The organism is Streptomyces sp. NPDC026394, assembly GCF_055567735.1.
In genome coordinates this window covers 518281-532129 of the sequence record NZ_JBVHPX010000003.1, presented here as the reverse complement: position 1 = coordinate 532129, position 13849 = coordinate 518281, and the positions used below count along the sequence as shown (strand labels likewise).

The 13849-nt window shown below is 70.4% G+C and carries 16 protein-coding genes and 4 tRNA genes; 15 read left to right on the top strand and 5 right to left on the bottom strand.

What is annotated here, in order from left to right:
• Positions 1-55 precede the first annotated feature (55 nt).
• Complete coding sequence (locus ACZ4QV_RS10815) at positions 56-544, bottom strand: YajQ family cyclic di-GMP-binding protein (protein ID WP_361149133.1); 489 nt, start codon at positions 542-544, stop codon at positions 56-58.
• Positions 545-737: 193 nt separating this feature from the next.
• Between ACZ4QV_RS10815 and ACZ4QV_RS10810 the strand changes: the two genes are divergently transcribed.
• Positions 738-819: transfer RNA gene (locus tag ACZ4QV_RS10810), tRNA-Tyr, on the top strand.
• 129 nt (positions 820-948) lie between these two features.
• On the opposite strand, the gene ACZ4QV_RS10805 is transcribed toward ACZ4QV_RS10810, so the two are convergent.
• Together ACZ4QV_RS10805 and ACZ4QV_RS10800 are read right to left on the bottom strand one after the other, a co-directional pair.
• Positions 949-1608 carry an SDR family oxidoreductase gene (locus ACZ4QV_RS10805; protein WP_467762780.1) on the bottom strand — a complete coding sequence of 220 codons (660 nt, stop codon included), beginning with the start codon at positions 1606-1608 and terminating at the stop codon, positions 949-951.
• Positions 1609-1702: 94 nt separating this feature from the next.
• Positions 1703-2995: an amidohydrolase family protein gene (locus ACZ4QV_RS10800; RefSeq protein ID WP_361149138.1), complete on the bottom strand. Its 1293-nt coding sequence runs from the start codon at positions 2993-2995 to the stop codon at positions 1703-1705.
• A gap of 182 nt (positions 2996-3177) precedes the next feature.
• On the opposite strand from ACZ4QV_RS10800, the gene ACZ4QV_RS10795 reads away from it, so the two are divergent.
• From ACZ4QV_RS10795 to ACZ4QV_RS10770, 6 genes are all read left to right on the top strand, one after another.
• Positions 3178-3250: transfer RNA gene (locus ACZ4QV_RS10795), tRNA-Thr, on the top strand.
• Positions 3251-3297: 47 nt separating this feature from the next.
• Positions 3298-3370: transfer RNA gene (locus ACZ4QV_RS10790), tRNA-Met, on the top strand.
• 88 nt (positions 3371-3458) lie between these two features.
• A complete protein-coding gene (gene rpmG / locus ACZ4QV_RS10785; RefSeq protein WP_006604855.1) occupies positions 3459-3623 on the top strand; it encodes a 50S ribosomal protein L33 in 165 nt (54 codons plus the stop codon).
• Positions 3624-3787: 164 nt separating this feature from the next.
• Entirely contained in the window at positions 3788-4243 is a 456-nt protein-coding gene (locus ACZ4QV_RS10780; protein WP_361149141.1) for a MaoC family dehydratase N-terminal domain-containing protein, read from the top strand.
• A gap of 4 nt (positions 4244-4247) precedes the next feature.
• Complete coding sequence (locus tag ACZ4QV_RS10775; protein ID WP_361149144.1) at positions 4248-4682, top strand: MaoC family dehydratase; 435 nt, start codon at positions 4248-4250, stop codon at positions 4680-4682.
• Between the two features lie 69 nt (positions 4683-4751).
• Positions 4752-5807: a UDP-N-acetylmuramate dehydrogenase gene (locus tag ACZ4QV_RS10770; RefSeq protein WP_361584297.1), complete on the top strand. Its 1056-nt coding sequence runs from the start codon at positions 4752-4754 to the stop codon at positions 5805-5807.
• Positions 5808-5849: 42 nt separating this feature from the next.
• Here ACZ4QV_RS10770 and ACZ4QV_RS10765 read toward each other — a convergent pair whose 3' ends face one another.
• Complete coding sequence (locus ACZ4QV_RS10765) at positions 5850-6872, bottom strand: adenosine deaminase (RefSeq protein WP_361616002.1); 1023 nt, start codon at positions 6870-6872, stop codon at positions 5850-5852.
• 121 nt (positions 6873-6993) lie between these two features.
• Entirely contained in the window at positions 6994-8226 is a 1233-nt protein-coding gene (locus tag ACZ4QV_RS10760) for a pyridoxal phosphate-dependent aminotransferase (RefSeq protein ID WP_467762779.1), read from the bottom strand.
• Between the two features lie 184 nt (positions 8227-8410).
• Here ACZ4QV_RS10760 and ACZ4QV_RS10755 point away from each other — a divergent pair.
• The 8 genes from ACZ4QV_RS10755 to rplL all read left to right on the top strand — a co-directional run bounded on the left by ACZ4QV_RS10755 (position 8411) and on the right by rplL (position 13716).
• A tRNA-Trp gene (locus ACZ4QV_RS10755) sits at positions 8411-8483 on the top strand.
• A 109-nt stretch (positions 8484-8592) separates the two neighbouring features.
• Complete coding sequence (gene secE, locus ACZ4QV_RS10750) at positions 8593-8886, top strand: preprotein translocase subunit SecE (RefSeq protein ID WP_030017011.1); 294 nt, start codon at positions 8593-8595, stop codon at positions 8884-8886.
• A gap of 72 nt (positions 8887-8958) precedes the next feature.
• Positions 8959-9873, top strand: a complete 915-nt coding sequence (nusG, locus tag ACZ4QV_RS10745) for a transcription termination/antitermination protein NusG (protein WP_361616004.1) — start codon at positions 8959-8961, stop codon at positions 9871-9873.
• Between the two features lie 168 nt (positions 9874-10041).
• Positions 10042-10476 carry a 50S ribosomal protein L11 gene (rplK, locus tag ACZ4QV_RS10740; protein WP_030017009.1) on the top strand — a complete coding sequence of 145 codons (435 nt, stop codon included), beginning with the start codon at positions 10042-10044 and terminating at the stop codon, positions 10474-10476.
• Positions 10477-10582: 106 nt separating this feature from the next.
• Positions 10583-11305 (top strand): 50S ribosomal protein L1, encoded by a 723-nt coding sequence (gene rplA / locus ACZ4QV_RS10735; RefSeq protein WP_361149160.1) that lies wholly within the window; start codon positions 10583-10585, stop codon positions 11303-11305.
• Between the two features lie 205 nt (positions 11306-11510).
• Positions 11511-12365 (top strand): SCO4651 family lipoprotein, encoded by an 855-nt coding sequence (locus ACZ4QV_RS10730; RefSeq protein WP_467762778.1) that lies wholly within the window; start codon positions 11511-11513, stop codon positions 12363-12365.
• Positions 12366-12688: 323 nt separating this feature from the next.
• Positions 12689-13240 carry a 50S ribosomal protein L10 gene (gene rplJ / locus ACZ4QV_RS10725; protein WP_030017006.1) on the top strand — a complete coding sequence of 184 codons (552 nt, stop codon included), beginning with the start codon at positions 12689-12691 and terminating at the stop codon, positions 13238-13240.
• 89 nt (positions 13241-13329) lie between these two features.
• On the top strand, positions 13330-13716 hold the full coding sequence (gene rplL, locus ACZ4QV_RS10720; RefSeq protein ID WP_030017005.1) for a 50S ribosomal protein L7/L12: 387 nt from the start codon (positions 13330-13332) through the stop codon (positions 13714-13716).
• Positions 13717-13849 lie beyond the last annotated feature (133 nt).

Genomic DNA, 13849 nt, shown 5'->3' with positions numbered 1-13849 from the left:
GGGCCGCGCCCCCGGCCGTGTCCGCCACCGGACTCACCGGCAGAGCGCCGATGGACTACCGGTAGTTCACGAACTGCAGCGCGAAGTCCAGGTCCTTGCCCTTCAGCAGCTGCTGCACGGCCTGGAGGTCGTCCCGGCTCTTCGAGCTGACGCGCAGCTCGTCGCCCTGCACCTGCGCCTTGACGCCCTTCGGGCCCTCGTCGCGGATGATCTTGGCGACCTTCTTCGCGTTCTCCTGCGAGATGCCCTCTTCGAGAGAGGCGAAGATCTTGTACTCCTTGCCGGAGGCCTCCGGCTCGCCCGCGTCCAGGGCCTTCAGCGAGATCCCGCGCTTGACCAGCTTGGACTGGAAGATGTCGAGGACAGCCTTCACGCGCTCCTCGGCGTTGGCCCGCATCTCGATCTTCTCGCCCGACCACTTGATCGACGCGTCCACGCCCTTGAAGTCGTAGCGCTGCGAGATCTCCTTGGCGGCCTGGTTGAGGGCGTTGTCGACCTCCTGCCGCTCGACCTTCGAGACGATGTCGAAACTGGAGTCGGCCATCTTGAGTTGGCTCCTCGTACATAGATCCGTCAGGGGTACGGCCCACCTGGGACCGCTACGCAAGCCTAGTCACCCCGAGCATGATCGGTCCGGGAAGAACCGAGTGGCGAACCACCCCCGGCCATCGGGTATGGTTTACGTCGTTGCCCCGGAGCGACGCCACACCGGCGGATCTCCCGGCAGCACAACCCATGGCGGTGTGCCCGAGCGGCCAAAGGGAGCAGACTGTAAATCTGCCGGCTCAGCCTTCCCAGGTTCGAATCCTGGCGCCGCCACAGGTCCGAAAAGGCCCTGGTCCGTGAGAACGGATCGGGGCCTTTTCGCTTGCCGCACGCCTTCCGTTCGAGGGACCGGCCGAGGCCCCGCCGCGCGCGCCGCGCGGAGCGGGGTCCCGGACGGCGCGGTCAGCCCGCGATCGCCCGGACGGCCTCCTCGACCGGAGTCTCGCCGCCGATCAGCTCCAGCGTGCGGCCGGCCGTGCGCGGCTCGTCCAGGAGGGCGGCCAGTACGGCCGCCACGTCGTCCCGGGTGATCTCGTCGCGGCCGGTCGACTCGGCCAGCCGGACCAGGCCGGTGCCCGGGTCGTCCGTCAGGCGGCCCGGCCGCAGGATCGTCCAGTCCAGGCCGGAGCGGGAGCGTACGTCGGCGTCCGCGGCGCCCTTGGCGCGCAGGTACGCGGCGAACACCTCGTCGGTGCCCTCCGGCGGTTCCTTGTCGGCGCCCATCGACGACACGACGACGAAGCGTCGTACCCCGGCCGCCTCCGCCGCGTCCGCGAAGAGCGACGCGGCACCGCGGTCCACCGACTCCTTGCGGTCGATGCCGCTGCCCGGCCCGGCGCCCGCCGCGAAGACCGCCGCGTCCGCGCCTTCGAGGTGCCGGGCGACGTCTGCGACGGTGGCCGTCTCCAGGTCGCAGACGACCGGCTCGGCCCCGGCGGCCAGCAGGTCCCCGGCCTGTTCGGGCCGGCGGATGATGCCCGCCACCTCGTCTCCGCGCCCGGCGAGCAGCCGCTCCAGCCGCAGCGCGATCTGACCATGTCCACCTGCGATGACAATGCGCATGATCCCGACCGTACGCCTGTCGTGCCGCCCGGCGCGGCACCCGGCGCGTGCGGGGTGCGGCCGGGCGCCCCGCTCCCGCCTCGGAGCCGCCCGCTCACCGCTGCGACTGCCGCGGCAGCTCCAGCGCCACCACCGCCGCCGAGTCGCAGTACTCGCGCACCGCGCTCGTCCGGGCCACCACGCGTCCCCGGTGCACGACGATCCGGCTGTACGCGAGCGACAGCACCCCGGCGAGGCTCTCACCCCGTACGGCCAGCAGTTCGGCGGGGAAGCCCGCTTCGACGCGGACCTCCGGGAGGCCCAGCGTGGCGCGGGCGGCCGTGCTGACGGCCCCGTAGGCGGCCTCGGGGCCGGCCTCGCCCAAGGAGGCCAGCAGGTACGCCGCCTCCAGGGGGTCGCCGCGGCCCACCGGGTTCGCCGCGTCGCGCAGGGCGCCGCTGCCGGCCGCCACCCGTACGCCGGCCGCGCGCAGCAGCCGTACGGGCGCGGAACGGGGCCCCCGGCCGCCCGCGGCCCCGCCGTGCCCCGGCGGCCCGCCGCCCTGCCGTTCCAGGGCCGCACAGCCGCCCTGTGGCAGGCACACGACCGTCACGCCGGCCGCCGCGAGCTGTTCGGCCGTGCGGGCCGCGACCTCCGGCGGCGGCGCCGACAGGCCCGCGCACGGCCCGAGGGTCACGCCGGGGCGCAGGCCGCCCGCCATCGCGGCGAACCGGGCGAGACGCGCGGGGTCGTCGCCGTCGGTGTGCAGGTCCACGGCGCAGCCGTGCTCGTTCGCCAGCTCCAGGACGGTCTCGGCGTATCCGGCGGGGTCGGGGTCTAGGTCCGGGCAGCCGCCGACGACCGTGGCGCCCATCTTGAGGGCGTCCCGCAGCATGGCCAGTCCGTCCGCGCCGGCCACTCCGGTGAGCATCCGCGGCACCGCGACCGCGGTCACCTCGGCGAGTCCGCGCAGTGACCGGCTCGCCTGGAGGACGCCTTCCAGCGACCGCAGCCCCTGGACGTCGCCGATCCGTACGTGGGTGCGCAGGGCCGTCGCGCCGTGGCCGAGTTGCAGGAGGGCCGCCTCGGTGGTGCGGCGCTGGACGTCTTCGAGCGTCTCGGCGACGGGGCCGGCGGCGTCGGCGGTCAGTGCGGTGTCGCAGTGCGCGTGCGGCTCGGCGGGGGCCGGGAGCAGCAGGTAGCCGCCGAGGTCGATGCGGGAGCCCTGCGGGGCGAGGCTGCCCGCCGTGCCGACCGCCTCGATGCGCCCGCCGCTGAGCCGTACGTCCACCACGCGGCCGTCGGCGAGCCGTGCGTCACAGAGGACCAGGGTGCCTGCCGCGGCGCCCGTGCCGTCGCTGCCCGTGGCCTTCTCGGGCCCCGGCTGCGGCTGACTGCTGTCGGACATCGCGCTCCTCGAAGGACCGGGCGTGCAAGATCACGCAGCGTGGTCCGAGCCTAGGGGGCGCTCCGGGGACCTTCACGGAGGCGCGAAATAGTCGTACCGGTGTGGTGCGAGGGGCGGCCGGGACGGGGCTCCGGATACGGATTTCACCTTTGGCGGCAGGCCGTGTAATGTCTTCATCGCTCGCCCCAATAGCTCAGTCGGCAGAGCGTCTCCATGGTAAGGAGAAGGTCTACGGTTCGATTCCGTATTGGGGCTCTGATGTGTGAGGTATCCCGCCTTCGGGCGGGGTCCACTCGCATCACAGCGGTGTAGCTCAGTCGGTAGAGCAAGCGGCTCATAATCGCTGTGTCACCGGTTCAAGTCCGGTCACCGCTACTGACAGTAGCCGATTGTGGGGTCGGTCCTCCGATCGGCTACTCTTCTATGCGTTCATCCGTCCATCCGTCCGTCAAGGAGCACTCACGTGGCTGCCACCGACGTCCGCCCGAAGATCACGCTGGCCTGCGTGGAGTGCAAGGAGCGGAACTACATCACCAAGAAGAACCGGCGCAACGACCCGGACCGTCTTGAGATGAAGAAGCACTGCCCGCGCTGCAACTCGCACACCGCGCACCGCGAAACGCGGTAACACCAGGCTCGTCCGCGAGGCCGTCCCCAGACCTTGGGGGCGGCCTCGCGGCGTTGTGGTGCGACGACGGCGGCGCGCGGCGTGGTGCCGGCCCGCCGGGCCGACGTGCCGGTATGGCAAGGTCAGGTTCTTTGCAGGGACCACTTCAGGGAGGTTGCGAGCCCATGGCGCTCGACCAGTCCTTTGTCGGGCGGAGCTACCCGGCCACCGCTCCTTACGAGGTCGGCCGGGAGAAGATCCGCGAATTCGCCGAGGCGATCGGGGACCCCGCACCGGCGTACACCGACGCCGAAGCCGCCAGGGCGCTCGGTCACCCCGATGTGATCGCCCCGCCGACCTTTGTGTTCTCCATCACTTTCCGGGCCGCCGGACAGGTGGTCGAAGACCCGCAGCTGGGGCTCGATTACAGCCGGGTGGTGCACGGCGACCAGAAATTCGTCTACACCCGCCCGGTGCGTGCCGGTGACCGGCTGACCGTCACCTCGACCATCGAGGCGATCAAATCCCTCGCCGGAAACGACATTCTCGATATCCGCGGTGAGGTGCACGACGAAGCGGGCGAGCACGTGGTGACCGCTTTCACCAAGCTGGTGGCGCGCGCCGCCGGGCAGGAGGGCTGACGCGATGACGGCGAAGATCTCTTACGACGACGTCGAGGCCGGCACCGAACTCCCGGCCCGTACCTTTCCTGTGACCCGTGCCACGCTCGTGCGCTACGCGGGCGCCTCCGGCGACTTCAACCCGATCCACTGGAACGAGAAGTTCGCCAAGGAGGTCGGCCTGCCCGACGTGATCGCGCACGGCATGTTCACCATGGCCGAGGCGGTCCGCGTGGTCACCGACTGGACCGGCGACCCGGGCGCCGTCGTCGAGTACGGCGTGCGCTTCACCAAGCCGGTCGTGGTGCCCAACGACGACGAGGGCGCGCTCATCGAGGTCAGCGCCAAGGTCGCGGCCAAGCTGGACGACCAGGCCCGTACGGTCCGGGTCGACCTGACCGCGATGAGCGCCGGGCAGAAGGTGCTGGGGATGTCGCGCGCGGTGGTGCGCCTCGCCTGAGGCGAGTGATCGTCACTGCACGGGGGCGGCCCGGCCGGAGCGGCGGACCGCCCCCGTACTCTTGAGCCCGTGCAGGAACTCACCGACGCTCCCCTCGCCCCGCTGACCACCTTCCGCCTCGGCGGACCGGCCACCCGGCTGCTCACCGCCACCACGGACGACGAGGTGGTCGCGGCCGTCCGCGAGGCCGACGCGGCGGGCACGCCGCTGCTGGTCATCGGCGGCGGCAGCAACCTGGTCATCGGCGACAAGGGCTTCGAGGGCACCGCGCTGCGCATCGCCACCCGCGGCTTCACCCTGGACGGCACCGACCTGACGCTGGCCGCGGGTGAGAACTGGTCCGACGCGGTGGCCCGCACGGTCGAGGCCGGGCTCGCGGGCATCGAGTGCCTGGCCGGCATCCCCGGCTCGGCGGGTGCCACGCCGATCCAGAACGTGGGCGCGTACGGACAGGAAGTGTCCTCCACCATCACCGAAGTGGTCGCGTACGACCGCACAGCGGGCGAGACCGTGACCCTCTCGAACGCCGAGTGCGCGTTCTCGTACCGCCACAGCCGCTTCAAGGAGCACCCCGGCCGGTTCGTCGTGCTGCGCGTGCGCTTCGCTCTGGAGGATGCCGGCGGCCTGTCCGCGCCGATCAAGTACGCGGAGACCGCCCGCACCCTCGGGGTCGAGGCGGGCGACCGGGTGCCGGCCGCCGACGCCCGCGAGACCGTGCTCAAGCTGCGGGCCGGCAAGGGCATGGTGCTGGACCCGGAGGACCACGACACCTGGTCGGCGGGCTCCTTCTTCACCAACCCGGTCCTCACCGAGGACGGGTACGCGGACTTCCTCGCCCGCGTCCACGAGCGCCTCGGCGCGGACGCCACCCCGCCCGCCTTCCCGGCGGGGGAGGGGCGCGTGAAGACCTCGGCCGCCTGGCTCATCGACCGCGCGGGCTTCCCCAAGGGCTACGGCGACGGCCCGGCCCGCATCTCCACCAAGCACACCCTCGCCCTCACCAACCGCGGCGAGGCCACCACCGAGGACCTGCTCGCGCTGGCCCGCGAGGTCCGCGAGGGCGTCCGCGCGGCCTTCGGCGTCACGCTGGTCAACGAGCCGGTGACGGTCGGCGTCACCCTTTAGGACGCGTCGGGGCCCGGAGGGCTCAGCTCTCCGCCGGCCGGCTCAGCCCTCCGCCAGCCACGCCTCCACCCCCGCCAGCAGCTCACGCCGCACGCCCTCCGGCGCCCGCGAGCCCCGTACCGACTGGCGGGCCAGCTCGGCCAGCTCCGCGTCCGAGAAGCCGTGCGCCGCACGCGCGATCTCGTACTGCTCCGCCAGCCGGGAGCCGAACAGCAGCGGGTCGTCGGCGCCCAGCGCCATCGGGACGCCGGCGTCGTACAGCGTCCGCAGCGGTACGTCCTCCGGCTTCTCGTAGACACCCAGGGCCACGTTCGACGCCGGGCAGACCTCGCAGGTCACCCCGCGCTCGGCCAGCCGCCCCAGCAGCGCCGGATCCTCCGCCGCCCGCACCCCGTGGCCGACACGGGACGCGTGCAGGTCGTCCAGGCAGTCCCGGACGCTCGCCGGCCCGGCCAGCTCCCCGCCGTGCGGAGCCGCCAGCAGCCCGCCGTCGCGCGCGATGGCGAAGGCCCGGTCGAAATCGCGCGCGAAACCCCGCCGCTCGTCGTTGGAGAGGCCAAAACCGATCACGCCGTGGTCGGCGTAGCGGACCGCGAGACGGGCCAGCGTACGGGCGTCCAAGGGGTGCTTCATCCGGTTCGCGGCCACCACGACCCGTATCCCGAGACCGGTGTCCCGGGAGGCGGCCCGCACCGCGTCCAGGATGATCTCCAGCGCCGGGATCAGCCCGCCCAGCCGGGGCGCGTACGAGGTCGGGTCGACCTGGATCTCCAGCCAGCCGGAGCCGTCCCGTACGTCCTCCTCGGCGGCCTCCCTGACCAGCCGCTGGATGTCCTCCGGGGAGCGCAGGCAGGAGCGTGCGATGTCGTACAGCCGCTGGAAGCGGAACCAGCCGCGCTCGTCCGTGGCCCGCAGCTTCGGCGGCTCGCCGCCCTTCAGGGCCTCCGGCAGGTGCACGCCGTACTTGTCGGCGAGTTCCAGCAGGGTCGCGGGCCGCATCGACCCCGTGAAGTGCAGGTGCAGGTGGGCCTTCGGCAGCCCTCGGACATCGCGTACACGTTCCATCCCAGGATCTTGCCGTACGGGGCCGACGCGCCGGTAGGCCCTTTCCCGAACGAGCGCCCGCCCGAAAGCAGATGCGGGCCCCGGGGGTTTCCCCCGGGGCCCGCGCATCCGCCGCTGTGCGCTACTTGGCCTCGGCCAGCAGCTTCTGGACCCGCGAGATGCCCTCGACCAGGTCCTCGTCACCCAGCGCGTACGACAGGCGCAGGTAGCCCGGCGTGCCGAACGCCTCCCCCGGGACGACCGCGACCTCGGCCTCCTCCAGGATCAGCTCGGCCAGCTCGACGCTGGTCTGCGGGCGCTTGCCCCGGATCTCCTTGCCGAGCAGGCCCTTGACCGACGGGTACGCGTAGAACGCGCCCTCCGGCTCGGGGCACAGCACGCCCTCGATCTCGTTGAGCATCCGCACCATCGTCTTGCGGCGCCGGTCGAAGGCGACCTTCATCTCCTCGACGGCGTCCAGGTCACCGGAGACCGCGGCGATGGCCGCCGCCTGCGCGATGTTGGAGACGTTGGAGGTGGCGTGCGACTGGAGGTTCGCCGCGGCCTTGATCACGTCCTTCGGGCCGATGGCCCAGCCCACCCGCCAGCCGGTCATCGCGTACGTCTTGGCCACACCGTTGACGACGATGCACTTCTCGCGCAGCTCCGGGACCACCACCGGCAGCGAGGAGAACTCCGCGTCGCCGTAGACCAGGTGCTCGTAGATCTCGTCCGTCAGGACCCACAGGCCGTGCTCGGCGGCCCAGCGGCCCACCGCCTCGACCTGCTCGCGGGTGTAGACCGCGCCGGTCGGGTTGGACGGCGAGACGAACAGCAGGACCTTCGTACGGTCCGTACGGGCCGCCTCCAGCTGCTCCACGGACACCCGGTAACCGGTGGTCTCGTCGGCCACCACGTCCACCGGCACGCCGCCCGCCAGCCGGATCGACTCCGGGTAGGTGGTCCAGTACGGGGCCGGCACGATGACCTCGTCGCCCGGGTCCAGGATCGCCGCGAACGCCTCGTAGATCGCCTGCTTGCCACCGTTGGTGACCAGCACGTTCGCCGCCTCGACCGCGTAGCCGGAGTCGCGCTGCGTCTTCGCGGCGATGGCGGCCTTCAGCTCGGGCAGGCCGCCGGCCGGCGTGTAGCGGTGGAACTTCGGGTCGCGGCACGCCTCGACGGCGGCCTCGACGATGTAGTCCGGCGTGGGGAAGTCGGGCTCACCGGCGCCGAAGCCGATCACCGGGCGCCCGGCGGCCTTGAGGGCCTTCGCCTTGGCGTCGACGGCGAGGGTCGCGGACTCGGAGATCGCCCCGACGCGGGCCGACACCCGACGGTCGGTGGGGGACTGTGCGGGAGGAGTAGCGCTCATGTACTGCATGTTCCCAGACCGCCGTCGGGGCGGGCACACGGGTTTGCGGGCACCACCTCGGGGCTTTCTGTTCGACGCCCGGCCGCGAACCACGTACACTCGCAGACCGTTGGCTCCCGACAGGGCGCGAACGGCCACGCACCTGGTGCAGTGGTCGGGATGCGGTAGGTTGGGGGAACCACAAAGGGTCGTAGCTCAATTGGTAGAGCACTGGTCTCCAAAACCAGCGGTTGGGGGTTCAAGTCCCTCCGGCCCTGCTACACGCACTCGTCGCCGAGTCGCGTGCACGCGTACGTACTGAAATGCACCGCCGTGCGGCTCTACCGGGCGCGGCACGGCAGACGACCCGGATTCAGGTGAGGACGAGTGACGGACGCCCTGGGCTCCATCGACATGCCTGAGCGCGGTCGTTCCGAAGACGAGGGCTCGGACGCGAAGAAGCCCCGCCGCGGCGGCAAGCGCGGCAAGAAGGGCCCGTTCGCCCGCCTCGCACTCTTCTACCGGCAGATCATCGCCGAACTCCGCAAGGTCGTCTGGCCCACGCGGGGACAGCTCTCGACGTACACCACTGTGGTGATCGTCTTCGTCGTCATCGTCATCGGTCTTGTAACCGTGATTGACTTGGGATTCAACGAGGCCGTCAAGTACGTCTTCGGCTGATCCCGCGAAGGGCGCCTTTGCGGGCGCCCCTTTGCATGTTCAACCCCTTGAAGCCAGGAAGAAGCAGCCACCGTGTCTGACCCGAACCTGAACGACGCCGCCGACTCCGTCGAGACGGCAGCGGCCGACGTTGACGCGGCTGCCTCGGCCGAGGTCGAGGGCGACGCTGCGGCGCTTGCCGACGAAGAGGGCGCTCGCGAGATCGTCGAGGGCGCCGACGCGGCCGACGAGCTCGACACCGAGGACGCCGAGGCGGGCGAGCCCGCCGAAGAGGCCGCGGTGAACGTCGAGCCCACCGAAGAGGCCGCCGACGCCGACGAGGCCGATGAGGCTGCCGACGAGGACGCGGCGCAGGACGAGGCCGAGCCGGTCGACCCGATCACCGCGCTCCGCGAGGAGCTGCGCACCCTTCCGGGCGAGTGGTACGTCATCCACACCTACGCGGGCTACGAGAAGCGCGTGAAGGCCAACCTGGAGCAGCGCGCCGTCTCGCTCAACGTCGAGGACTTCATCTACCAGGCCGAGGTCCCCGAGGAAGAGATCGTTCAGATCAAGAACGGCGAGCGCAAGAACGTCCGCCAGAACAAGCTCCCGGGCTACGTGCTCGTGCGCATGGACCTGACGAACGAGTCCTGGGGCGTCGTGCGCAACACGCCCGGTGTGACCGGCTTCGTGGGCAACGCCTACGACCCGTACCCGCTGACCCTGGACGAGATCGTCAAGATGCTCGCCCCGGAGGCCGAGGAGAAGGCCGCCAAGGAGGCCGCCGAGGCCGAGGGCAAGCCGGCGCCGTCCCGCAAGGTCGAGGTCCAGGTGCTGGACTTCGAGGTGGGCGACTCGGTCACCGTCACCGACGGCCCGTTCGCCACGCTGCAGGCCACGATCAACGAGATCAACGCCGACTCGAAGAAGGTCAAGGGCCTGGTCGAGATCTTCGGCCGCGAGACCCCGGTCGAGCTGAGCTTCGACCAGATCCAGAAGAACTGACACCTTCTGGAACCACGCTTCCGAACAGGTCAGACGAGCCCCTCGGGGACCGTCTGACCTGCTCGGTTTTTGGCCGCACCTCTGTACCCGTTATCGTTGTGCGGTATGCCTCCATCCGGATGACCGGATGGTCTGGCGAAAAACCTCTCACTAGGACCCGGAGAGAGCATGCCTCCCAAGAAGAAGAAGGTCACGGGGCTCATCAAGCTCCAGATCCAGGCCGGTGCCGCGAACCCGGCTCCGCCGGTCGGCCCCGCGCTGGGTCAGCACGGCGTCAACATCATGGAGTTCTGCAAGGCCTACAACGCCGCGACCGAGTCGCAGCGTGGCTGGGTCATCCCGGTGGAGATCACGGTCTACGAGGACCGTTCCTTCACCTTCGTGACCAAGACGCCGCCGGCCTCGAAGATGATCCTGAAGGCCGCGGGCGTGGAGAAGGGCTCCGGCGAGCCGCACAAGACCAAGGTCGCCAAGATCACGGCCGACCAGGTCCGCGAGATCGCCACCACCAAGATGCCCGACCTGAACGCCAACGACCTGGACGCCGCGTCGAAGATCATCGCCGGCACCGCCCGTTCCATGGGCATCACGGTCGAGGGCTGACAGCCACCCCGCATCCGCCCCGCGGCACCCGCCGCATCACGGGGCACGTGGCAGGGCCAGGCGCTGGCCCGTACCACGACTCCATCGCCACCATTCAGGAGCAGCAGTGAAGCGCAGCAAGACTCTTCGCAACGCGGACGCGAAGATCGACCGGGAGCGTCTGTACGCCCCGCTCGAGGCCGTCCGTCTGGCCAAGGAGACCTCCGCGGCCAAGTTCGACGCGACCGTCGAGGTCGCCATGCGTCTGGGTGTCGACCCGCGCAAGGCCGACCAGATGGTCCGTGGCACCGTGAACCTTCCGCACGGCACCGGTAAGACCGCCCGGGTCCTGGTCTTCGCGACCGGCGACCGTGCTGCGGCCGCGGAAGCCGCCGGCGCCGACATCGTCGGCTCCGACGAACTGATCGACGAGGTCTCCAAGGGCCGCCTGGACTTCGACGCCGTCGTCGCCACGCCGGACCTCATGGGCAAGGTCGGCCGCCTCGGCCGCGTGCTCGGTCCCCGTGGTCTGATGCCGAACCCGAAGACCGGCACCGTCACCCCGGATGTCGCCAAGGCTGTCACCGACATCAAGGGCGGCAAGATCGAGTTCCGCGTGGACAAGCACGCGAACCTCCACTTCATCATCGGCAAGGTGTCCTTCGACGACACCAAGCTGGTGGAGAACTACGCCGCGGCGCTGGAGGAGATCAACCGTCTCAAGCCGTCCGCCGCCAAGGGCCGCTACATCAAGAAGGCCACCATCGCCACCACGATGGGCCCCGGCGTCCCGGTCGACGGCAACCGCACCCGCAACCTCCTCGTCGAGGAGGACGCGCTCGCCGTCTGAGTCTGACGGCAGGCGCGCGCGTACGCGTACGCCGGGCCCCGCACCTCCTCCGAGGTGCGGGGCCCGGCGCTTTTTCCGGCCATCGGACCCGTACGGGACGGCGCGGGGCGTTCGGGACCCGGTAGGGCCCGGCACCGGGTGCTGTCAGCCCTCTGCACTACGCTCACCCGCAGTCGTAAAGCTGATCTACAACGGGGAGACACACGTGCGTACTGCGCGGATCACGGCGGTCGCGGCCGGCGTCGTCATGCTGGCCGGTCTGACCGCCTGCGGCGGCAAGGACGGCGGCAACAAGGCGGGCGGCGACGCGGGCGGCAACGGCTCGCCCGTCCAGGCCGCCGCCGCGGCGCTGCGGACGGCCTCCGAGAAGACCGGCTCGGAGAAGTCGGCCAAGGCCGAGACGACGACCACGTCGGGCCAGGCGACACAGACCATGAAGAGCGAGATCGACTGGTCCGAGGGCATGCGGATGAACGTCGAGATGTCCGGGAAGGGCGGGCTGGGCGGCGGCAAGCCCATGAAGGCCGTCTACACCCCGGAGGCCGCGTTCCTCAACCTCGGCGGCGGCAAGTCCTGGCTGAAGTACGACTACAACGCGATGGCCAAGAAGAGCCCGATCTACGCGGTGCTCAAGGACCAGATGCAGAACAGCAACCCGTCGCGGTCCGTCGGTCTGGTCCTCGCGTCGGGGAAGGCCAAGAAGGCCGGTACGGAGGACGTACGCGGCGTCCGGGCGACCCACTACACCGCCACCTTCGACGCGGCCGAGCTGGCCCGTATGCAGGTGTCCGAGAACTTCAGCGCCAAGGACATGAAGGCGCTGGAGGAGTCGTTCCAGCAGACCGGCACGGAGAACCAGACCCTCGACCTCTGGATAGGCCCGGGCGACCTGCTGGTCAAGAAGGCCGAGAAGACCCGGACCCATGTGGGTCTCGTGGAGAGCACGACCTACTACTCCGACTACGGCACCAAGGTGAGCGTCCAGGAGCCACCGGCCTCGCAGGTCACCGACGGCAGCAAGATCGGGGCCGGCGCCGCGGCCGGAGGCCTGACGGGCTGACCCGACGCCCTCCCGACCCGCCGTTTCCGGGCCCGGCGCGCCGCGCGCCGCCGGGTCCAGGGGCGGATTTGCCTGCGCGGTGGCCGTTCGCGTACCGTAGCGAAGAAGCCAAAGACCGCTGGTTGTCTCTGTGCGCCCTTGTGGCGTACGGAACCGAAGGATCCGCTAGCTGCGGACGGCCTGCGCAGGTGGACGAGGAAGAACTCCCGGACGAAGTCTGTTTTTCGCCCGGTCGAGCCATGCCCCGTGCGCTTGCGCCGGGGCGTTTGTTTTGCCCAGCCCCTTCTGCGCGGTCCTCATCACCCGGAAGGAGGCCGAGGCTCATGGCGAGGCCCGACAAGGTCGCAGCCGTCGAGGAGATCACGGAGAAGCTCCGTAACTCCAACGCCGCTGTTGTGACCGCGTACACCGGACTGTCCGTCGCTCAGCTCAAGCAGCTGCGCCGTTCGCTCGGTGACAACGCTCAGTACCGTGTGGTGAAGAACACGCTGACCAAGATTGCGGCCAATGAGGCCGGGATCACGCTGGACGAGCACCTCAAGGGCTCGACGGCTGTCGCCTTCGTGACCGGTGACCCGGTCGAGGCGGCTAAGGGTCTTCGTGACTTCGCCAAGGAAAACCCCTCTCTCGTCATCAAGGGCGGTGTCCTCGACGGCAGGGCGCTGTCCGCCGACGAGATCAAGAAGCTTGCGGACCTCGAGTCCCGCGAGGTTCTGCTCGCCAAGCTGGCGGGTGGCATGAAGGCGTCCATGGCCAAGGCCGCGGCGACCTTCCAGGCCCCGCTCACGAAGATGGTCCGCACCGCGGAAGCTCTTCGCAGCAAGGTCGAGCAGGGCGGTGCCGGTGAGCCGGCTCCCGCCGAGGCCGCGGAGTAACCACTCCGTAGTCCAGCGGGCACGTCTGCTCAGCACGCCCGCCGCAATGTACATCCGGCACCAGCCGAATTAGTGGAAGGACCGCCACCATGGCGAAGCTCACCCAGGACGAACTGCTGGCCCAGTTCGAGGAGATGACCCTGCTCGAGCTCTCCGACTTCGTGAAGAAGTTCGAGGAGAAGTTCGACGTCGAGGCTGCCGCCCCGGTCGCCGTCGCCGCCGCCGGTGCCCCGGGCGCCCCGGCCGCCGAGGCCGCTGAGGAGCAGGACGAGTTCGACGTCATCCTCACCGGTGCCGGCGACAAGAAGATCCAGGTCATCAAGGTCGTGCGCGAGCTGACCTCGCTGGGTCTGAAGGAGGCCAAGGACCTCGTGGACGGCACCCCGAAGCCGGTCCTCGAGAAGGTCGCCAAGGACGCCGCGGACAAGGCCGCCGAGGCCCTCAAGGGCGCCGGCGCCTCCGTCGAGGTCAAGTGACCCGACGAGTCTGCTGACTCTTCGCAAACCTGAAGGCGATCACCCATGCGGGTGGTCGCCTTCGGGCGTTCGGGCCGCGGCTGCGCCGCCCCGGCCTTCCGTGCGAGTATGGTGATCTTCGTTGCCCGGCCGT